At 46.6% G+C, this 20,318-nt stretch carries 15 protein-coding genes and 3 rRNA genes; all 18 read left to right on the forward strand.

The annotated features are described in order from the left end of the window. Positions 1-104 precede the first annotated feature (104 nt). The 18 genes from cysK (at position 105) to pdxT (ending at position 20,269) form a co-directional block, all read left to right on the forward strand. On the forward strand, positions 105-1,043 hold the full coding sequence (gene cysK / locus MHI27_RS00375) for a cysteine synthase A (protein WP_042123166.1): 939 nt from the start codon (positions 105-107) through the stop codon (positions 1,041-1,043). A gap of 421 nt (positions 1,044-1,464) precedes the next feature. Then, positions 1,465-3,072 (forward strand): anthranilate synthase component I family protein, encoded by a 1,608-nt coding sequence (locus tag MHI27_RS00380; protein ID WP_405175355.1) that lies wholly within the window; start codon positions 1,465-1,467, stop codon positions 3,070-3,072. After that, positions 3,069-3,650 carry an aminodeoxychorismate/anthranilate synthase component II gene (gene pabA, locus MHI27_RS00385; protein ID WP_042123170.1) on the forward strand — a complete coding sequence of 194 codons (582 nt, stop codon included), beginning with the start codon at positions 3,069-3,071 and terminating at the stop codon, positions 3,648-3,650. Before MHI27_RS00380 ends, pabA begins: the two co-directional genes overlap by 4 nt. Further along, the gene (locus MHI27_RS00390) at positions 3,647-4,528 is read left to right on the forward strand and encodes an aminotransferase class IV (protein WP_379426093.1); all 882 of its coding nucleotides are present in this window, start codon (positions 3,647-3,649) and stop codon (positions 4,526-4,528) included. The genes pabA and MHI27_RS00390 overlap by 4 nt, the downstream gene beginning before the upstream one ends. Then, positions 4,525-5,382, forward strand: coding sequence for a dihydropteroate synthase (gene folP / locus MHI27_RS00395; RefSeq protein ID WP_405175356.1), 858 nt, complete (start codon positions 4,525-4,527; stop codon positions 5,380-5,382). Before MHI27_RS00390 ends, folP begins: the two co-directional genes overlap by 4 nt. Before the next feature lie 30 nt (positions 5,383-5,412). Further along, positions 5,413-5,775, forward strand: coding sequence for a dihydroneopterin aldolase (gene folB, locus MHI27_RS00400; protein WP_042183904.1), 363 nt, complete (start codon positions 5,413-5,415; stop codon positions 5,773-5,775). Positions 5,776-5,786: 11 nt separating this feature from the next. After that, positions 5,787-6,338: a 2-amino-4-hydroxy-6-hydroxymethyldihydropteridine diphosphokinase gene (folK, locus tag MHI27_RS00405; protein WP_076286864.1), complete on the forward strand. Its 552-nt coding sequence runs from the start codon at positions 5,787-5,789 to the stop codon at positions 6,336-6,338. After that, entirely contained in the window at positions 6,305-6,499 is a 195-nt protein-coding gene (locus MHI27_RS00410; protein WP_234540301.1) for a helix-turn-helix domain-containing protein, read from the forward strand. The genes folK and MHI27_RS00410 overlap by 34 nt, the downstream gene beginning before the upstream one ends. 40 nt (positions 6,500-6,539) lie before the next feature. Continuing rightward, positions 6,540-7,556, forward strand: a complete 1,017-nt coding sequence (gene dusB / locus MHI27_RS00415) for a tRNA dihydrouridine synthase DusB (RefSeq protein ID WP_042183908.1) — start codon at positions 6,540-6,542, stop codon at positions 7,554-7,556. A 201-nt stretch (positions 7,557-7,757) separates the two neighbouring features. Next, positions 7,758-8,237 carry a transcription elongation factor GreA gene (greA, locus tag MHI27_RS00420; protein WP_042183910.1) on the forward strand — a complete coding sequence of 160 codons (480 nt, stop codon included), beginning with the start codon at positions 7,758-7,760 and terminating at the stop codon, positions 8,235-8,237. A gap of 156 nt (positions 8,238-8,393) precedes the next feature. Further along, complete coding sequence (gene lysS / locus MHI27_RS00425; RefSeq protein WP_179085871.1) at positions 8,394-9,914, forward strand: lysine--tRNA ligase; 1,521 nt, start codon at positions 8,394-8,396, stop codon at positions 9,912-9,914. Positions 9,915-10,320: 406 nt separating this feature from the next. Further along, a 16S ribosomal RNA gene (locus MHI27_RS00430) occupies positions 10,321-11,878 on the forward strand. Positions 11,879-12,090: 212 nt separating this feature from the next. Continuing rightward, a 23S ribosomal RNA gene (locus tag MHI27_RS00435) occupies positions 12,091-15,019 on the forward strand. A 128-nt stretch (positions 15,020-15,147) separates the two neighbouring features. Beyond that, positions 15,148-15,264: ribosomal RNA gene (gene rrf, locus MHI27_RS00440) — 5S ribosomal RNA — on the forward strand. The 16S, 23S and 5S rRNA genes sit together here, the layout of an rRNA operon. Positions 15,265-15,695: 431 nt before the next feature. Further along, a complete protein-coding gene (guaB, locus tag MHI27_RS00445) occupies positions 15,696-17,153 on the forward strand; it encodes an IMP dehydrogenase (RefSeq protein ID WP_149647701.1) in 1,458 nt (485 codons plus the stop codon). A 161-nt stretch (positions 17,154-17,314) separates the two neighbouring features. Beyond that, entirely contained in the window at positions 17,315-18,661 is a 1,347-nt protein-coding gene (locus MHI27_RS00450; RefSeq protein ID WP_340975067.1) for a D-alanyl-D-alanine carboxypeptidase family protein, read from the forward strand. A gap of 111 nt (positions 18,662-18,772) precedes the next feature. Further along, positions 18,773-19,654 (forward strand): pyridoxal 5'-phosphate synthase lyase subunit PdxS, encoded by an 882-nt coding sequence (gene pdxS / locus MHI27_RS00455; RefSeq protein WP_042123186.1) that lies wholly within the window; start codon positions 18,773-18,775, stop codon positions 19,652-19,654. An 18-nt stretch (positions 19,655-19,672) separates the two neighbouring features. Next, on the forward strand, positions 19,673-20,269 hold the full coding sequence (gene pdxT, locus MHI27_RS00460; protein ID WP_379426155.1) for a pyridoxal 5'-phosphate synthase glutaminase subunit PdxT: 597 nt from the start codon (positions 19,673-19,675) through the stop codon (positions 20,267-20,269). Positions 20,270-20,318 lie beyond the last annotated feature (49 nt).

Consider the following 20,318-nt stretch of genomic DNA (forward strand, 5'->3'; position numbering starts at 1 on the left):
CTTTATAGCAGTTATTATTGCATAATAGGGACACACATACAGAAGAGTAAAGTCACAATTTACGTTCTTATATCGCATTTATCATTCTAAGGAGGTTTTTGCTCATGGCTAAAGTCGTTAACAACGTAACAGAATTGATCGGAGGTACTCCGCTCGTTCGTTTGAATCGTCTGGCACAGGAAGGCTCCGCAGATATTTATTTGAAATTGGAATATCAGAATCCGGGATCAAGCGTAAAAGACCGTATCGCAATCAGCATCGTTGAAGAAGCTGAACGTGAAGGTCTACTGAAGCCTGGAGGTACAATTGTAGAAGCAACTAGTGGTAACACTGGTATTGGCTTGGCACTTGTGGCTGCGGCTAAAGGTTATAAGGCAGTTATCGTAATGCCGGAAACCATGAGCTTGGAACGCCGTAATCTACTTCGTGCATACGGAGCAGAATTGGTTCTGACTCCAGGATCGGAAGGCATGAATGGTGCGGTTAAGAAAGCGGAAGAAATTCTGAAAGAGAACCCAAGCTATTTCCCATCGGAGCAATTCAAGAATAAAGCGAACGTGAAGATCCACCGTGAGACCACTGGACCTGAAATCGTTGAAGCTATTGAGTCCATCGGAGGCCCGCTGGATGCTTTTATTGCAGGTATCGGAACAGGTGGAACGATCACGGGTGCAGGTGAAGTGCTGAAGAGCAAATATCCTGACGTGAAGATCTATGCTGTGGAACCTGCTGCTTCTCCAATCTTGGCAGGAGGCAAACCAGGCCCTCACAAAATTCAGGGTATCGGAGCAAACTTCATTCCTGAAATCCTGAACCAGGACATTTATGATGAGATCATCCATGTTGAGAACGATGAAGCATTCGAAACTGCACGCCGTGTAGCTAAAGAAGAAGGCGTCTTGTCTGGGATTTCTTCCGGTGCAGCAGTATTTGCAGCACTTAAGGTTGCTAAAGACCTCGGTCCTGGCAAGAAGGTAGTTGTCATCATCCCAAGTAATGGTGAACGTTACCTGAGTACACCACTTTACAATTTCGAAGCGTAATTGTTTGCAATAACGTAATTTATAAGAGTCTTCATACCACTTTTCTGGTGGTGATGGAGACTCTTTTCGTTGATTATATGGGCAAAAGGTTCTGTGGATATACTACACCCTAGACGTGTTAATTTTATATTTTTGAAAAATGCTAAGGTTTTTACCGAAGACTCAAAAGCCATATTAATTTCCTATAGCTGGGGGCTTTTCAATAATGCCTTAAGTACAGTATACTGACAGGCAATATACTACTGATGATTAATAATAAGTAATTGCTAGATAAAACTAAGCAAATGCTTACGAAGTAAGTTTTGTCCCGAAGATTAAACTGTAGGATTATGCTAGACAAAACTTAAGCAAATGCTTACGAAGCGAGTTTTATTGCGAAGTGATGTCTACGATGTAATGGCTCCATAAAACTTTTAGGAGGATGGCTTTGGAAATCATAACGACATGGAATGAGTGGGAACAATGGGCAGCTGAAGACTGGAGCATGTTCCCCTTGATTATAAAATCACCCAAGTGCTCGGGGGAATTGCCCGCATCCTGGAAGAAGGCCTGGGAACTAGCTTCCGAATACTCCGTAGTGTTGGAGAGTGGCAAGGGTGGCCGCTATACGTACTTAGGTTTAAATCCTGTATCAATATTAAAAGGCAAGGGAGAAGGCGCTGAGGTGTTTAGCCTTTCTCCCGAATCATTGGGTCATACAGCCGATGAGGGTTCACATGAGACTACAACGCTGATAGGTCAGCCGCTAGAGCTGCTACAGCAGTGGATGTCAGGCTTCACCTCGCCAAGTCTAAACGTTCAGGGCATTCCTCCATTTACCGGTGGATGTATTGGATTTCTAGGGTACGATGTGGTTCGCTCATTGGAGCGTTTACCGTCTCTCGCACAAGATGATCCCGGTTTTCCTGATTATCTCTTTATGAGGATGGATGAGGTATGGATTTATGATCACGAAGAGCATGTGCTTTATTGTGCTGTTCACGTCCTGGTTCCAGCAGAATGTGGGATGGAGGATTTGCAGAACCTTTATCTCGGTGCTATAGAACAGGCTGGACGAATGGTAGAGCAGTGGCAGTTGGTATCCGCTGCTTCGGGATTGAACGAAGAGGTCAAAGGTAGCATTGAGGCCCTCACAGATTCCTCAGGGGAGTGGCCGGGTATGACCTCGGCCTTCTCGCCTGAGAAGTTCCAGCAGGCCGTGCTGGACGTTCAGGAATACATCCGCCAAGGCGATGTATTTCAAGTGAACCTCTCGCTGCGCCAGGAGGCGCAGCTGAAGTCCTCGCCGGAGGATGTTTACGAATGGCTGCGCAAGCTCAATCCGTCCCCGTACATGGGGCTCTTGCGGTCGCCCGGCTTCGCGCTATCCAGCGCTTCACCGGAGCTGCTCGTCAAGCTGCACGGGGACAAAGTGAGCGCACGGCCAATCGCCGGCACCCGGCGCCGAGGCCTGACTCCCGCGGAGGATGCCGCCATGGAGGCGGAGCTTCGCGGGAGCGAAAAGGAGATCGCCGAGCATGTTATGCTTGTCGATCTGGAGCGCAACGACATCGGGCGTGTCGCTGCATATGGATCCGTCAGCGTGCCTGAGCTAATGACGGTGGAGCGCTACTCTCATGTGATGCATCTCGTTTCGCAGGTAGAGGGCCAGGTCGCACCGGATAAGGATGCTTATGCTGTAATCGCAGCATTGTTCCCAGGGGGAACGATTACAGGCGCGCCCAAAGTAAGAACAATGGAAATCATTGAAGAGCTGGAGCCGGTTCGGCGTGGGCCGTATACAGGATCCATGGGCTTTATTGACTATAACGGAAATATGGAATTAAATATTATTATTAGAACACTGGCTGTAAAGGATGGAGTCGGATATATTCAGACAGGTGCGGGCATCGTGATCGACTCTGATCCCTACCGTGAATACCGTGAATGCCATAATAAAGCCAAAGCGGTAGTGAAGGCAGTACTCTGTAGTGAGTTACAGCAGGAATCCCAAACTACCAGCGGCGCCGAAGGGGGAGAAACACTGTGATCTTGGTCATCGATAATTATGATTCCTTTACGTATAACCTCGTACAGTATTTGGGTGAACTTGGGGAAGAGGTTAAAGTACACCGCAACGATGAAATTACCATTGAAGAGATTGAAAAAATGGCTCCCGATCATATTTTAATTTCTCCAGGACCATGTACACCTAATGAAGCGGGGATCAGTTTGGAATTGTTACATCATTTCAAAGGTATTATTCCGATCTTCGGCGTATGCCTTGGTCATCAGGCGATAGGCCAAGCATTTGGTGGAAATGTTATTCGTGCAGAGCGTTTGATGCATGGAAAGACATCCCCGATTCATCATAAGGGCACGTCGGTTTTTGAAGGTCTGGAGTCTCCTTTTACGGCAACAAGATATCATTCTTTGATTGTAGAGCGCGAGAGTCTGCCGGATTGTCTGGAGATTACAGCGGAGACCGAAGAAGGGGAGATTATGGCACTGCGCCATAAAGAATACCCTATCGAAGGTGTGCAATTCCATCCGGAATCGATTATTACGGATCATGGTCATACGATGCTGCGTAATTTCTTGAAACGGAGAGCCGGAGAAACGGCATGAAATATATAGGATTTAACAATGGTGTCATAGATGCAAGACAAGCCGTGGTTTCCGCCCTGGATCACGGTTTTTTATACGGCATAGGATTGTTCGAGACCTTTCGGACGTATGGGGGAGTGCCTTTTCTGCTGGAGCGTCATTTGAAGCGTATGGCAGAGGGCTGCAAGGAGCTTGGTATTCCATTTGCGCAGGATGTTGAACAGCTGCAGGAGTGGATCCAGCGTGTTATGGACAAAAATGAATTAAAAGAAGCTTATATACGCTATACCGTGACGGCTGGTGAGGATATTCTCGGATTACCTGCGGGCGACTATTGCGAACCCAATCATTTGCTGTACATCAAAGCGCTGCCGAAAGTATCCGAAAAGATATATAGCGAAGGCAAAGACCTGCAACTGTTGTCCTTACGGCGTAACACTCCGGAGGGAGCAGTGCGATTCAAGTCTCTGCATTATATGAATAATATTTTGGCCAAGCGTGAGCTTAGTGGCTATGCCTCTGCGGCGAATGGTGCTGAAGGACTGATGTTGACTGCACAAGAGATCATAGCAGAGGGCATTGTCAGCAACATCTTTTTTATAAAAAACAATATTCTCTACACTCCAGATATCTCAGCTGGGATTCTACCGGGAATTACCCGGGAAATGGTAATGGAGCTGGCTCGTAGTGCTGGGATTAGGGTAGAAGAGGGCGCATATCATTGGGAGCAGTTAAAAATAGCCGACGAAGTATTTCTTACTAATTCCGTACAAGAAATTGTCCCGGTCACAACGCTTTGGGAAAAAGATAAAAAATTTACCGTAGGCGATGGTCTTTGCGGCAGAATGACTTCGGATTTGATTTCATTCTATAGAGAAAGGACGGGAATAACGAAATGAGACCAGCCATATTCAAGCGGACATACCGCTGTGTAAATACTGATTTGGAATTGGGAAATCGAACGCTGATTATGGGCATCCTGAATGTAACCCCGGATTCTTTTTCAGATGGAGGACTTTGGGATGATCCGGACAAAGCAGTAGAACATGCGCTACAAATGGCCGCAGACGGTGCTGATATTATAGATATTGGTGGAGAATCTACCCGTCCTGGTCATAAGCCAGTGGGGCTTGAAGAGGAATTAGCTCGTGTATTGCCTGTCATCGAGAGTATTCATCGAGCGGCACCGCATATTCCGTTATCTATAGATACGTACAAAGCTGAAGTGGCACGCCAAGCTATTGCTGCTGGTGCCCATATCATTAATGATATATGGGGCTGTAAGGCTGATCCGGAAATGGCGGTAGTGGCAGCAGCTGCAGACTGTCCCATTATTTTGATGCATAACCGGCAGGACCGTGATTATACGAATCTAGGTGCGGATATGTCGGCAGACCTTAAGGAAAGTATTGATCTTGCTTTAGCCGCAGGAGTGAAGTCAGCCAATATCATCTTGGATCCAGGGATCGGCTTTGCGAAGGATTTTAATGAAAATTTGCAGGCGATGATGCTTTTGGACGGGTTGACTGAGTTTGGCTATCCACTGTTACTGGCGACTTCACGCAAAAAATTCATCCGGACCGTACTTGATTTGCCCGCTGATGATATTGTGGAAGGTACCGCAGCTACAGTAGCCTTTGGTATTGCTCAGGGCTGCCAGATCGTACGAGTGCATGATGTGTCCCTAATAAAACGAACGGTCAAGATGTGTGATGCGATGTTGTATGCTGCACCTCCATTGGTGCGTGAATAAAGATATTTTATAAAAAGGGCGGGTTTAAAGATGGATAAAATGACACTGCATCGAATGGAATATTACGGATATCATGGTGTGTTTGAAGAAGAGCGTAAGCTGGGCCAACGTTTTTACATTGATTTGGAGCTGGAACTTGATCTACAGGGAGCGGGCCAGAACGATGATTTGAACCAAACCGTAAACTATGCTGAAGTGCATGAACTGGTCAAAAACATTGTCGAAATAAAGTCCTTTAAGTTAATTGAGGCTCTGGCAGAATATATTGCATCCTCCGTACTGGACACTTATACTGTTATCAATGCAGTAACGGTAAAGGTAACTAAACCGCATCCGCCATTCGACATTCATTTTCAGGGAGTGACTGTGGAGCTGCGCAGAACTAGAAAGTGAGAACAAAGTCCATGAATATACATTCCACCTCTGAAGAATCAGAGGCTTATATTGCTTTAGGGGCTAATTTGGGCGACCGTGAAGGCACGCTGTCAGAGGCTTTGAACAGACTGAATAATCATGATGAAATATCGGTAGTTCGCTGCTCCAAAGTCTACGAGACAGAGCCAGTAGGTTATTTAGATCAGCCGCAGTTTCTTAATATGGCAGCAGCTTTGCGCACGACGCTTGCGCCAGAGACCTTGCTGGAAGTAATGCTGGGGATCGAAACGCAGCTGGGTCGTATCCGGGATATTCGCTATGGACCGAGAACGGTAGATCTAGATTTATTGTGGGTAGAGGGCCAGACACTTGATACTCCGCATTTAACGTTACCGCATCCGCGTATGTTTGAGCGTGCATTTGTAATGCTTCCGCTCAGTGATATCGTTCCACAGAATGAACAGTCTTCCGGACTCCGCAAGTTGATTACAGCAGCGCTTCAAGACATAGACGGGAAGGAAGGAATTCGGTTGTGGACAACAAGCGTATGGGACGGAGGGTCAGGGCATTCCGCAAGCTAAAAGGCTATACTCAACAGGAACTTGCGGATCTCACTGGAATTTCCTTGGCTGTGCTTGGCGCAGTCGAGAGGGGCAATAGACGTTTGGAAGATCAAATTTTAGATAAAATTGCGAATGTACTAGGGGTTACAACCGAAGAGTTGGTGAACCCTGACTCATAATTTTTAAGCAATTCAAATAGGAATAATGGAAGTGATACGAATGCTGAAGATTGGCGACATTGAGATGAAAAATCAAGTTGTTCTGGCACCTATGGCTGGGGTGTGCAATCCGGCCTTTCGTCTAATCGCTAAAGAGTTTGGAACAGGTTTAGTCTGTGCGGAAATGGTGAGCGACAAGGCTATTATTCACGGAAATACTCGTACTCGCGAAATGTTGTTCGTGGATGAACGGGAGAAACCGCTTAGTTTGCAGATTTTTGGCGGGGATAGAGAATCACTGGTGCAGGCAGCTAAAGTGGTTGATAAAGAAACCAATGCTGATATTATCGATATCAATATGGGATGCCCAGTGCCTAAAGTAACTAAATGTGATGCAGGAGCCCGCTGGCTTTTGAATCCCGACAAAATCTATGAAATGGTCTCTGCGGTTGTCGATGTTGTCGATAAACCCGTAACCGTGAAAATGCGGATTGGCTGGGATAGCGAGCATATTTTTGTCGAAGATAATGCACGTGCAGTAGAACGTGCCGGTGGCAAGGCTGTCAGTGTACATGGACGAACACGGGAGCAACTCTACACGGGGCGTGCAGATTGGAATTATATCAAGATGGCAAAAGAAGCGGTCTCCATTCCGGTTATCGGCAATGGTGATGTCAATACACCTGAAGATGCTAGGGCTATGCTTGATCAGACCGGTTGTGATGGCGTGATGATCGGGCGTGGTGCGCTAGGTAACCCATGGATGCTGTACCGTACGATTCAGTATTTAAGCACCGGGGAACTGATGCCTGAACCTGGATTGGATGAGAAGATTAAGGTTGCCATTCTTCATATGGATCGGCTGGTTGCACTTAAGGGAGAAGCAGTAGCCGTTCGGGATATGCGTAAGCATATGGCTTGGTATTTAAAAGGCCTGAAGTCTGCTGCACGAGTAAAGGATGTGCTCATGTTAGAGACAGAACGTGATGGAATGGTGAAGATTTTGAATGATTTTGTCGTCCAGCTAAAGCATGAAGAAGAGAATAAGGGTAATGAAATGTCTGCTTCCGCAGTATAAACGTTGTTTTCCTTACGCTTTTTGAACACATCCCACTTTATATGTGGTGTCATTGACATTTTGTAGCGGTTCCAATATAATTTCACAGTATAAAATCGCCGTTACAGTAAGAGCAATGCAGCAGGGAGGGTTCTTATCCTCCTAGATTAGCATATAGTATGGTGTTTTCAATAAATGTATACGACAGGAGAATCGGTTGAGATGAGCGATAAAGAAGTCATCCTTACGCCGGACGGGCTAAAGCGTCTGGAAGATGAGCTGGAATTCCTCAAATCTGTGAAACGCCGCGAGGTTGCTGAACGGATTAAGGTAGCGATTGGCTACGGAGATATCAGTGAGAACTCGGAGTATGAAGACGCGAAGAATGAGCAGGCTTTTATCGAAGGACGCGTTATCACCTTGGAGAAGATGCTTCGCAACGCGCGCATCATTAATAGCGACGAGATCGTTACTGATGTGGTAAGTATCGGTGTTACTGTAAGTGTTGAAGATTTGGAATATGGTGACACTATGGAATACACGATCGTAGGTACAGCGGAGTCCGATCCACTGAATAATAAGATCTCCAACGAAAGTCCAGTAGGCAAAGCCATCATCGGCAAGAAAATAGGCACGATTGTTGACGTTAATACACCTGCAGGCGTTATTCAATATAAAATTCTCGATATCAGAATGAAGTAGTGTACAGATCTTATAGTCTGTAAATAGATGTGCTGCCGAATGTATAAGTAGTTTTCTTGTATGCAGGCAGATAAGGGAACATTGTTTGGGAAAGCTTCCTTAGGGAAGCTTTTTTTCAAAATATAAGGGATTTATATCTGCAAGGGGATGAATAGCATGACCGAGGAAATGAATAATGTGGAGAATGCAGAGAACGAACTTAGTGAGCTTTTGCAAATCCGCCGTGCCAAATTGGACGAGCTAAGAGGACTTGGTATCGATCCTTTCGGCAAAAAGTATGAGCGTACAGCTAACGCTGGCGACCTAGTATCGAAGTATGATGGACTTTCTAAAGAAGAATTGGACGAGCTATCTGTTGAAGTCAGCATAGCGGGTCGCATTATGGCAAAACGTGTTATGGGTAAAGCCAGTTTTGCGCACATCCAAGATCTCAGTGGAAGAATTCAGCTTTATGTTCGTCAAGACAGCATTCCTGAAACGCAATACGCAGCGTTCAATGTTCTCGATCTAGGAGACATCATCGGCGTTCGCGGAACAGTATTCAAAACCAAAACAGGCGAGACCTCCATCAAAGTGCATAATCTCGAAGTCTTGTCCAAGTCCTTGTTGCCGCTTCCTGAGAAATATCATGGTCTTAAAGATGTAGAGCTGCGTTACCGTCAGCGCTATGTTGATTTGATTATTAATCCGGAAGTTCAACAGACCTTTATTGCTCGTTCAAGAATCATTCAATCTATGCGTCGTTATTTGGATTCACTTGGCTATCTTGAAGTTGAGACACCTACACTTCATGCGATTGCCGGTGGAGCTGCAGCGCGTCCGTTCATTACTTACCACAACACGCTTGAAATGCAGCTTTATATGCGTATTGCTATTGAGCTTCATTTGAAACGTCTTATTGTTGGTGGACTGGAAAAAGTATACGAAATCGGTCGTGTATACCGTAATGAAGGAATTTCGACTCGTCACAATCCTGAGTTTACTATGATTGAGCTGTATGAAGCTTATGCTGATTACAAGGACATCATGAACCTTACGGAGAATATGATCGCTCATATTGCCCAAGAGGTATTAGGAACTCAACAGGTCGACTATCAAGGCAAGCCGGTAGATCTGTCACCAGGATGGCGTCGTGTAACTATGGTTGATGCCGTTAAAGAAGTAACCGGTGTTGATTTCAGTGTTCATATGACAGATGAGGAAGCACAGGCTCTGGCAAAAGAGCACCGTGTACCTGTAGAGAAGCACATGTCTTTCGGTCATATCCTTAATGCTTTCTTCGAGCAATTTGTAGAGGAAACTCTGATTCAGCCTACCTTTGTAATGGGACATCCGGTTGAAATCTCACCACTCGCGAAGAAAAACGATGAGGATCCACGCTTCACCGATCGTTTTGAATTGTTTATTGTGGGTCGTGAACATGCGAATGCATTTAGTGAATTGAATGATCCGATCGACCAGCGTCAACGCTTTGAAGCGCAAATCCAGGAGAAAGAGCAAGGTAATGACGAAGCCCATGAAATGGACGATGACTTTATCCGTGCTTTGGAATATGGTATGCCTCCTACAGGTGGACTGGGAATCGGTGTAGACCGTTTGATCATGTTGCTTACCAATTCTGCATCTATTCGTGACGTACTGCTATTCCCGCATATGCGCAACCGTACAAACGAATAGTATTAATACAACAATGAGCACAGGGGAGCTGTCTAGCGGCGGTTCTCCTTGGCTACTGTTGATCAGAAGGTAAAGATTCTGGTATCGTTATAAGGATATATAGCTTAATACTAATTGTTTGAAAAAAAGTATTGCAATGAATCTCTATACATGATATATTCTAAGTCCGGCCAAGAAATACACATGCCGAGCTCGAAAAAGAAGTTGAAAAAAGAGCTTGACATTAAATAGCCGAACATGATATAGTATAAGAGTTGCTGCTGAGACATTAAACGGCGCCAACGAGAACTTGATCTTTGAAAACTGAACAACGAGTGAGTAGGAAATCACGAAAGTGAAATCCAAAATTAGAGAATTAATTTTCTCGTCAGATGTTTCAAAATGAGCATATCGCTCTTTTCAATACTAATTGGAGAGTTTGATCCTGGCTCAGGACGAACGCTGGCGGCGTGCCTAATACATGCAAGTCGAGCGGAGTTACTTTGAAAGCTTGCTTTCAAAGTAACTTAGCGGCGGACGGGTGAGTAACACGTAGGCAACCTGCCCCTTAGACTGGGATAACTACCGGAAACGGTAGCTAATACCGGATAATTTCTTTTTTCTCCTGAAGGAAGAATGAAAGACGGAGCAATCTGTCACTGAGGGATGGGCCTGCGGCGCATTAGCTAGTTGGTGGGGTAACGGCCCACCAAGGCGACGATGCGTAGCCGACCTGAGAGGGTGAACGGCCACACTGGGACTGAGACACGGCCCAGACTCCTACGGGAGGCAGCAGTAGGGAATCTTCCGCAATGGACGAAAGTCTGACGGAGCAACGCCGCGTGAGTGATGAAGGTTTTCGGATCGTAAAGCTCTGTTGCCAGGGAAGAACGTCCGGTAGAGTAACTGCTATCGGAGTGACGGTACCTGAGAAGAAAGCCCCGGCTAACTACGTGCCAGCAGCCGCGGTAATACGTAGGGGGCAAGCGTTGTCCGGAATTATTGGGCGTAAAGCGCGCGCAGGCGGTCATTTAAGTCTGGTGTTTAAACCTTGGGCTCAACCTGAGGTCGCACTGGAAACTGGGTGACTTGAGTACAGAAGAGGAAAGTGGAATTCCACGTGTAGCGGTGAAATGCGTAGATATGTGGAGGAACACCAGTGGCGAAGGCGACTTTCTGGGCTGTAACTGACGCTGAGGCGCGAAAGCGTGGGGAGCAAACAGGATTAGATACCCTGGTAGTCCACGCCGTAAACGATGAGTGCTAGGTGTTAGGGGTTTCGATACCCTTGGTGCCGAAGTTAACACAGTAAGCACTCCGCCTGGGGAGTACGGTCGCAAGACTGAAACTCAAAGGAATTGACGGGGACCCGCACAAGCAGTGGAGTATGTGGTTTAATTCGAAGCAACGCGAAGAACCTTACCAGGTCTTGACATCCCTCTGAATCCACTAGAGATAGTGGCGGCCTTCGGGACAGAGGAGACAGGTGGTGCATGGTTGTCGTCAGCTCGTGTCGTGAGATGTTGGGTTAAGTCCCGCAACGAGCGCAACCCTTAACTTTAGTTGCCAGCAGGTAAGGCTGGGCACTCTAGAGTGACTGCCGGTGACAAACCGGAGGAAGGTGGGGATGACGTCAAATCATCATGCCCCTTATGACCTGGGCTACACACGTACTACAATGGCCGGTACAACGGGAAGCGAAACCGCGAGGTGAAGCCAATCCCATCAAAGCCGGTCTCAGTTCGGATTGCAGGCTGCAACTCGCCTGCATGAAGTCGGAATTGCTAGTAATCGCGGATCAGCATGCCGCGGTGAATACGTTCCCGGGTCTTGTACACACCGCCCGTCACACCACGAGAGTTTACAACACCCGAAGTCGGTGGGGTAACCCGCAAGGGAGCCAGCCGCCGAAGGTGGGGTAGATGATTGGGGTGAAGTCGTAACAAGGTAGCCGTATCGGAAGGTGCGGCTGGATCACCTCCTTTCTATGGAGAATCGTCTTCTGCAATGAAGACATTCAAATCGGAAGCTAAGCTTCCACAACTCACTCGTTGCTCAGTTTTGAGAGTTTAAGCTCTCAGTAAGACTTGATCCTTGAAAACTGGATACCGAAACGAATTTGCGTTTTAGAACATCTTTTAGCAACTTGTGCAAACAAGTAAATGTTATTAGTGAGATTTTTCTTAGGAAAAATCAAGGTTAAGCTAATAAGAGCACACGGAGGATGCCTAGGCGCCAGGAGCCGACGAAGGACGTGGCGAACAACGAAACTGCCTCGGGGAGCTGTAAGCAAGCTTTGATCCGGGGGTGTCCGAATGGGGAAACCCAGCTGTGGTAATTCGCAGTTACTCATCTCTGAACACATAGGAGATGTAGAGGCAGACCAGGGGAACTGAAACATCTAAGTACCCTGAGGAAGAGAAAACAATAGTGATTCCGTCAGTAGCGGCGAGCGAACGCGGAACAGCCTAAACCTAAGAGCTTGCTCTTAGGGGTTGTGGGACGTCTCACATGGAGTTACAAAGGAATATGGTAGGCGAAGAGGTCTGGAAAGGCCCGCGATAGAGGTAAAAGCCCTGTAGCCTAAACTGTGTTCTCTCCGAGACGGATCCCGAGTAGTGCGGGGCACGTGAAACCCCGTATGAATCCAGCAGGACCATCTGCTAAGGCTAAATACTACCTGGCGACCGATAGTGAAACAGTACCGTGAGGGAAAGGTGAAAAGCACCCCGGAAGGGGAGTGAAATAGAACCTGAAACCGTGTGCTTACAAAAAGTCAGAGCCCTATTAATGGGTGATGGCGTGCCTTTTGTAGAATGAACCGGCGAGTTACGTTTAACATGCAAGGTTAAGTCGAGAAGACGGAGCCGCAGCGAAAGCGAGTCTGAATAGGGCGATTTAGTATGTGGACGTAGACCCGAAACCGTGTGATCTACCCCTGTCCAGGGTGAAGGTGCGGTAACACGCACTGGAGGCCCGAACCCACGCATGTTGAAAAATGCGGGGATGAGGTGGGGGTAGCGGAGAAATTCCAATCGAACTCGGAGATAGCTGGTTCTCCCCGAAATAGCTTTAGGGCTAGCCTCGGTATAAGAGTAGTGGAGGTAGAGCACTGATTGGGTGCGGGGTCCGCAAGGATTACCAAGCTCAGTCAAACTCCGAATGCCATATACTTATTGCCGGGAGTCAGACAGTGAGTGCTAAGATCCATTGTCAAAAGGGAAACAGCCCAGACCATCAGCTAAGGTCCCCAAGTGTGTGTTAAGTGGGAAAGGATGTGGAGTTGCACAGACAACCAGGATGTTGGCTTAGAAGCAGCCACCATTGAAAGAGTGCGTAATAGCTCACTGGTCGAGTGACTCTGCGCCGAAAATGTAACGGGGCTAAACACACCACCGAAGCTATGGCTAGATACGTATGTATCTGGGGTAGGGGAGCGTTGTATGTGGGTTGAAGGTGTACCGTAAGGAGCGCTGGACAGCATACAAGTGAGAATGCCGGTATGAGTAACGAAAAGATCAGTGAGAATCTGATCCGCCGAAAGCCCAAGGTTTCCTGAGGAAGGCTCGTCCGCTCAGGGTAAGTCGGGACCTAAGGCGAGGCCGAAAGGCGTAGTCGAAGGACAACAGTTTGAAATTACTGTACCACCGTAATCCGCTATGAGCGATGGGGTGACGCAGGAGGGTAGTGACGCGGACTGATGGATATGTCCGTCTAAGCAGTGAGGCTGGTGTGTAGGCAAATCCGCACATCATTAAGGCTGGGCTGTGATGGGGAGCGAAAATTACAGTAGCGAAGGTCATGATCTCACACTGCCAAGAAAAGCCTCTAGCCAGGAGAAGGTGCCCGTACCGCAAACCGACACAGGTAGGCGAGAAGAGAATTCTAAGGCGCGCGGAAGAACTCTCGTTAAGGAACTCGGCAAAATGACCCCGTAACTTCGGGAGAAGGGGTGCCCCGGTAGTGTGAATAGCACGAGGGGGCCGCAGTGAAAAGGCCCAAGCGACTGTTTAGCAAAAACACAGGTCTGTGCGAAGCCGCAAGGCGAAGTATACGGGCTGACGCCTGCCCGGTGCTGGAAGGTTAAGGGGAGTGGTTAGGGGTAACCCGAAGCTATGAACCGAAGCCCCAGTAAACGGCGGCCGTAACTATAACGGTCCTAAGGTAGCGAAATTCCTTGTCAGGTAAATTCTGACCCGCACGAATGGCGTAACGACTTGGGCGCTGTCTCAACGAGAGATCCGGTGAAATTTTAATACCTGTGAAGATGCAGGTTACCCGCGACAAGACGGAAAGACCCCATGGAGCTTTACTGCAGCTTGATATTGAATTTGGGTACGATCTGTACAGGATAGGTGGGAGCCGTAGAAATCGGAGCGCAAGCTTCGGTGGAGGCGCCGTTGGGATACCACCCTGATCGTATCTAGGTTCTAACCTAGTACCCTTACCGGGTACGGGGACCGTGTCAGGCGGGCAGTTTGACTGGGGCGGTCGCCTCCTAAAGAGTAACGGAGGCGTTCCAAGGTTCCCTCAGAATGGTTGGAAATCATTCGAAGAGTGCAAAGGCATAAGGGAGCTTGACTGCGAGACCTACAAGTCGAGCAGGGACGAAAGTCGGACTTAGTGATCCGGTGGTACCGCATGGAAGGGCCATCGCTCAACGGATAAAAGCTACCCTGGGGATAACAGGCTTATCTCCCCCAAGAGTCCACATCGACGGGGAGGTTTGGCACCTCGATGTCGGCTCATCGCATCCTGGGGCTGAAGTAGGTCCCAAGGGTTGGGCTGTTCGCCCATTAAAGCGGTACGCGAGCTGGGTTCAGAACGTCGTGAGACAGTTCGGTCCCTATCTGTCGTGGGCGCAGGAAATTTGAGAGGAGCTGTCCTTAGTACGAGAGGACCGGGATGGACGTACCGCTGGTGCACCAGTTGTTTCGCCAGAAGCATGGCTGGGTAGCTACGTACGGACGGGATAAGCGCTGAAAGCATCTAAGCGTGAAGCCCCCCTCAAGATGAGATTTCCCAATTAGTAAGACCCCTTGAAGACGACGAGGTAGATAGGTTGGAGGTGGAAGTGCAGTAATGCATGGAGCTGACCAATACTAATCGGTCGAGGGCTTATCCTATACTTAAAACGCAAATTCAATTCGGATTCAGTTTTCAGGCATCAAGCCTGTAACACGCTTAGAAATTCATTCTCACTTCTGGTGATGAACGAAATTTCACGCGGCAGCGTCTGTTTCACAGACGCATGTTTGGTGGCGATAGCGGAGGGGTTCCACGCGTACCCATCCCGAACACGACCGTTAAGCCCTCCAGCGCCGATGGTACTTGGACCGAAGGGTCCTGGGAGAGTAGGACGTTGCCAAGCACGCAAGACCACTGTTGAGTAATCGACAGTGGTCTTTTTGTTGTATTATTGAAGAATTCATTAGGGTTTATTTTGAGATACTACATTAGAGATAGGTGTAAGCATTGGTGATGGGTATGGTGGATTGTATAATTTCACCACTAAATGTCCACTCAGGGCGGACAATAGTCCAATAATTCGCTTACGCGTGAGTCGTTTTTTGAATACCTACTCTGATGATGTAATGTTCTTGACAGTCCAAATGCCCTTTGCTAAGATGGCAATAATATATTTTTGGATAAGCATCTCAAACCTAAATTGAAGATATGAACTTGTTCAACTTCCAGATGTACAGAGTTGTCTGTCGTGAATGGACTTAAAGTCGAAGGTTCTTCTTTTATAAAGTTTGTAGGCGGGTATAATTTAAAAACAACCGAGGAGGAATGACCCAGGTGTGGAAAGATAAGTTTGGTAAAGAAGGTCTGACTTTTGATGATGTGCTGCTGGTTCCGCGTAAATCTGAGGTACTGCCGAAGGAAGTAGATTTGACTACAGTTCTAAGTAAGAATGTGAAGTTGAACATCCCGCTTATGAGTGCAGGTATGGACACAGTCACAGAAGCGGCTATGGCCATTGCTATTGCTCGTGAGGGTGGTATCGGGATTATTCACAAGAATATGCCTGTAGAGCAGCAAGCGGAAGAAGTGGATCGTGTAAAACGTTCTGAGAGCGGAGTTATTACTAACCCATTCTCTCTTTCAGCAGAACATCTGGTATCCGATGCTGAACTGCTGATGGGTAAATATCGTATTTCCGGAGTACCGATTGTAGACAGTGACAACAAACTGGTCGGTATTCTAACTAATAGAGATTTACGTTTTATTCATGACTTTAATATTCCAATCAAAGAAGTTATGACACATGAGAATCTCGTGACTGCTGCTGTAGGTACGACACTTCAAGAAGCAGAAGGCATCTTACAACGTCATAAAATTGAGAAATTGCCGCTGGTGGACGAGAATAACGTTCTTAAGGGCCTAATCACAATTAAAGATATTGAGAAGGCGATTCAGTTCCCTAACGGAGCGAAAGATGCACAGGGTCGCTTACTGGTTGGAGCAGCTGTTGGTATCTCTAAAGATACATTCGAGCGTACTGCAGCGTTAGTGAAATCAGGTGTGGATTTGATCGTCGTCGATTCTGCACATGGTCACCACATTAATATTATTGAAGCGGTTCGCCAAATTCGTGAGTTGTATCCTGATCTTACGATTGTTGCTGGTAACGTGGCTACAGGTGAAGCAACCCGTGAACTTATTGAAGCTGGAGCTTCTGTAGTTAAAGTAGGTATTGGACCTGGATCTATCTGTACAACACGAGTTATCGCTGGTATCGGTGTTCCGCAGGTTACAGCCATTTATGATTGTGCAACGGTTGCTCGTGAGTACGGAGTTCCTATCATCGCTGACGGTGGAATCAAGTACTCCGGTGAAATCACTAAGGCTATTGCCGCTGGTGCTCATGCAGTAATGATGGGAAGTATGTTTGCGGGTACAGAAGAAAGCCCAGGAGAATCGGAGCTTTATCAAGGCCGTAAATTTAAAGTATATCGTGGTATGGGCAGTATGAGTGCCATGAAACAAGGTAGTAAGGATCGTTATTTCCAGGATGACGATAAGAAGCTTGTTCCTGAAGGAATTGAGGGTCGTATCGCTTTTAAAGGGCCTCTTTCGGATACCGTTCATCAATTGATTGGCGGACTGCGTTCGGGTATGGGCTACTGTGGGACCAAGTCACTCGAAGAACTTCGGAATGACACTTCTTTCATTCGCATCACAAGTGCCGGACTTCGCGAAAGCCATCCACATGATGTGCAAATTACGAAAGAAGCGCCAAACTATTCCGTGTAATGGACTAGAAAGACTATTTTTTGGACAGACAGGACTATTTCGTCCTGTCTGTCTTTTTTTGCGTGTACCCCTGTGTTAGAATAGAACAAGCTATTGATATGAGGTTTAAAGGAGAGTAGTAATCATTGAAGCACAAACAGAAATTTAACGGTAAGCAATTTATGATTAAGACAGTCACAGTAGGTCTACTTTTAAATATGTTAGTTTCCACTCCACTTCCGGCATTCGCTGAGGAAGGTACGACAACGACAATACAAGCTGGTACTGCAACTCAGACGACTCAGAAAGCAGTAAAGATCCCTTCTGTGGAATCACTGGGTCTAAATTTGAAATCAGCGGTTCTAATAGAACCAACAACAGGTGAAATTCTTTTATCTATGAATGCAGATGAGGCTTTGCCTCCAGCTAGTATGACTAAGATGATGACAGAGTATCTTGTAGCAGAAGCGGTGAAGACTGGACAGCTTTCATGGGATCAAAAAGTCATAGTAGGGGAAAATGCGTCTAAACAGGTTGGATCACGTATTTTTCTAGCGGAAAATGACGAGCATACGGTTGAAGAGCTGTATATAGCAATGGCTGTCGGATCTGCAAATGATGCTACAGTAGCTTTGGCAGAACTAGTTTCCGGATCAGAATTGGAATTCGTAGAGCTAATGAATCAGACTGCCCAGAAGATGGGGATGAAAACTGCCTATTTTGTTAATTCTACTGGATTAGACAAAGCTGACATGCCTAAGAAGTTCCGCTCAACTGATAAGAAAGAAAACGTAATGTCAGCGATGGATGCTGCTATTCTTGCCAAATATATCGTTACTGATCATCCTGATTTTAATAGATTTACAACGGTTCAGTCGTACAAGTTCCGTGAACGTGATACCGCACCAATGATTAACTTTAACTGGATGTTGGAAGCTAACAAGAGTATCCAGAATTTTAAGGCTTATGCTTATGAGGGATTGGATGGTTTGAAAACAGGCCATACCGCTAGAGCAAAATATTGTTTTGCAGGTACAGCTGTACGTGATGGCATGCGTCTGATAAGTGTAGTAATGGGGGCTAATACAGAGCCACACCGTTTTACAGAGACGAAGAAAGTACTTGATTTCGGATTTAATAATTTTGAAATCAAACAGGTCGTGGCCCCTAAAGCAGTGTTAGCCGGCAACGAAACCGTGCCAGTTCTTAAAGGGAAAAATAAAAAGGTGTCTGTAGTTACGGATGAAGCTGTTTCGTTTATCGTCCCTAAGGGAACAACCTCCCCTCAAATTAAAACAACTGTTGAAATAAATGATCCAGCAACCTTAGTTGCTCCTATAGAACAATCTGCTAAAGTGGGTAAGGTTACTTATTCCTACCAAGTTGAAGGCATGTCTGATGTTCAGCAGAAGACAGTTAATCTGATTACTGCTGAAGAAGCGGAGAAAGCCGGTTGGTTCAGTTTATTCCTTAGAGCCATTGGAGATTTCTTCGGCGATTTATTTACAGGGATCAAGAACTTGTTCTAATGAATTTAGCATCGAAAATTGCGTTAAATCCGAGTAAGTGGATTGTATATTTACCTTCATTGGGGTAAAATTACAAGTTAGATTAAGATAGATCATTCGGGGGGCTAGGACATGGAAACTGGAACATCGCGAGTTAAAAGAGGCATGGCAGAAATGCAAAAAGGCGGCGTCATTATGGACGTCATGAATGCAGAACAAGCAAAAATTGCTGAGGCTGCGGGTGCAGTAGCTGTTATGGCATTGGAACGCGTGCCTTCTGATATTCGCGCAGCTGGCGGTGTAGCACGGATGGCCGATCCTACAATTGTAGAAGAAGTTATCAAAGTGGTAAGTATCCCTGTTATGGCTAAGGCTCGTATTGGCCATTACGTAGAAGCAAAGGTTCTGGAATCCTTGGGTGTTGACTATTTGGATGAGAGTGAAGTTCTTACTCCTGCTGATGAAGTCTTCCATATTAATAAACGTGAGTTCACTGTTCCGTTCGTATGTGGAGCTAAAGACTTGGGTGAAGCCTTGAGACGTATTAACGAAGGTGCATCCATGATCCGTACGAAAGGTGAACCTGGAACAGGCAACATTGTTGAAGCAGTGCGTCATATGCGCTTTATCAATAGTCAAATCCGCAAAGTAACTAATTTGTCCAAGGATGAGCTATATAATGAAGCTAAGAACCTGGGAGTTCCTTACGAGCTACTGCTTGAAGTGCATGAGCTTGGTAAGCTGCCGGTTGTTAACTTTGCTGCTGGCGGTGTAGCAACTCCTGCCGATGCTGCCCTGATGATGCATCTAGGTGCGGATGGTGTGTTTGTAGGCTCAGGTATTTTTAAATCGGACAACCCTGAGAAATTTGCCCGTGCGATCGTTGAAGCCACTACACACTATACTGATTACAAACTGATTGCAGAAGTATCTAAGAATCTTGGCGCACCAATGAAGGGGATTGATATTGCAACTCTAACCCCGGCTGAACGTATGTCGGAGCGTGGCCGTTAATAGAGAGAAGGTTGCCGGATGAAAATAGGAGTGCTGGCGCTTCAAGGCGCAGTTACGGAGCATATTGTTAGTATAGAGAAGACCGGAGCAGTGGGCGTACCTATCAAGCGAGTAGAGCAGCTTGAGGAGGTTGATGGCCTAATTATTCCTGGAGGTGAGAGTACAACGATCGGTAAACTGATGCGAAAATATGGCTTCATCGAAGCCATACGTAATTTCTCCCATCAGGGCAAGCCGATTTTTGGAACATGCGCGGGTATGATTGTTCTGGCCAAACAAATTGCTGGCGGCGAACCAGGGCATTTGGAGCTAATGGATATTACGGTGGCTCGGAATGCATTCGGTCGTCAACGGGAAAGCTTTGAATGTGATCTGGAGGTTAAAGGAATTGATGAGCCGGTTCGTGCTGTTTTTATACGTGCACCGCTTATCAACGAGGTAGGCCCGGATGTAGATGTGCTTACAGTCTATAATGATGAGATTGTAACTGCACGGGAGGGTAACCTGCTGGTGTCTTCTTTTCATCCAGAATTGACCGATGATTTCAGACTGCATCAATATTTTGCTGATATGGTAGAGGCTACTAGGCAAGTGCAACAACAGAATCGCATATAAGAACATTCTGACTCTTTCAAAGCTGTAAGCAGCAATTTGAAAGAGTTTA

This window comes from Paenibacillus sp. FSL H8-0261 (assembly GCF_045040645.1).
Classification (GTDB): domain Bacteria; phylum Bacillota; class Bacilli; order Paenibacillales; family Paenibacillaceae; genus Paenibacillus_AQ.

What these genes read in the sequence shown, in the direction of transcription:
- cysK (WP_042123166.1), top strand. Translation starts at nt 105, where the DNA reads ATGGCTAAAGTCGTTAACAACGTAACAGAATTGATCGGAGGTACTCCG.
- MHI27_RS00380 (WP_405175355.1), top strand. Translation starts at nt 1,465, where the DNA reads ATGGCTTTGGAAATCATAACGACATGGAATGAGTGGGAACAATGGGCA.
- MHI27_RS00390 (WP_379426093.1), top strand. Translation starts at nt 3,647, where the DNA reads ATGAAATATATAGGATTTAACAATGGTGTCATAGATGCAAGACAAGCC.
- folP (WP_405175356.1), top strand. Translation starts at nt 4,525, where the DNA reads ATGAGACCAGCCATATTCAAGCGGACATACCGCTGTGTAAATACTGAT.
- folB (WP_042183904.1), top strand. Translation starts at nt 5,413, where the DNA reads ATGGATAAAATGACACTGCATCGAATGGAATATTACGGATATCATGGT.
- folK (WP_076286864.1), top strand. Translation starts at nt 5,787, where the DNA reads ATGAATATACATTCCACCTCTGAAGAATCAGAGGCTTATATTGCTTTA.
- MHI27_RS00410 (WP_234540301.1), top strand. Translation starts at nt 6,305, where the DNA reads ATGGGACGGAGGGTCAGGGCATTCCGCAAGCTAAAAGGCTATACTCAA.
- dusB (WP_042183908.1), top strand. Translation starts at nt 6,540, where the DNA reads ATGCTGAAGATTGGCGACATTGAGATGAAAAATCAAGTTGTTCTGGCA.
- greA (WP_042183910.1), top strand. Translation starts at nt 7,758, where the DNA reads ATGAGCGATAAAGAAGTCATCCTTACGCCGGACGGGCTAAAGCGTCTG.
- lysS (WP_179085871.1), top strand. Translation starts at nt 8,394, where the DNA reads ATGACCGAGGAAATGAATAATGTGGAGAATGCAGAGAACGAACTTAGT.
- MHI27_RS00450 (WP_340975067.1), top strand. Translation starts at nt 17,315, where the DNA reads ATGATTAAGACAGTCACAGTAGGTCTACTTTTAAATATGTTAGTTTCC.
- pdxS (WP_042123186.1), top strand. Translation starts at nt 18,773, where the DNA reads ATGGAAACTGGAACATCGCGAGTTAAAAGAGGCATGGCAGAAATGCAA.
- pdxT (WP_379426155.1), top strand. Translation starts at nt 19,673, where the DNA reads ATGAAAATAGGAGTGCTGGCGCTTCAAGGCGCAGTTACGGAGCATATT.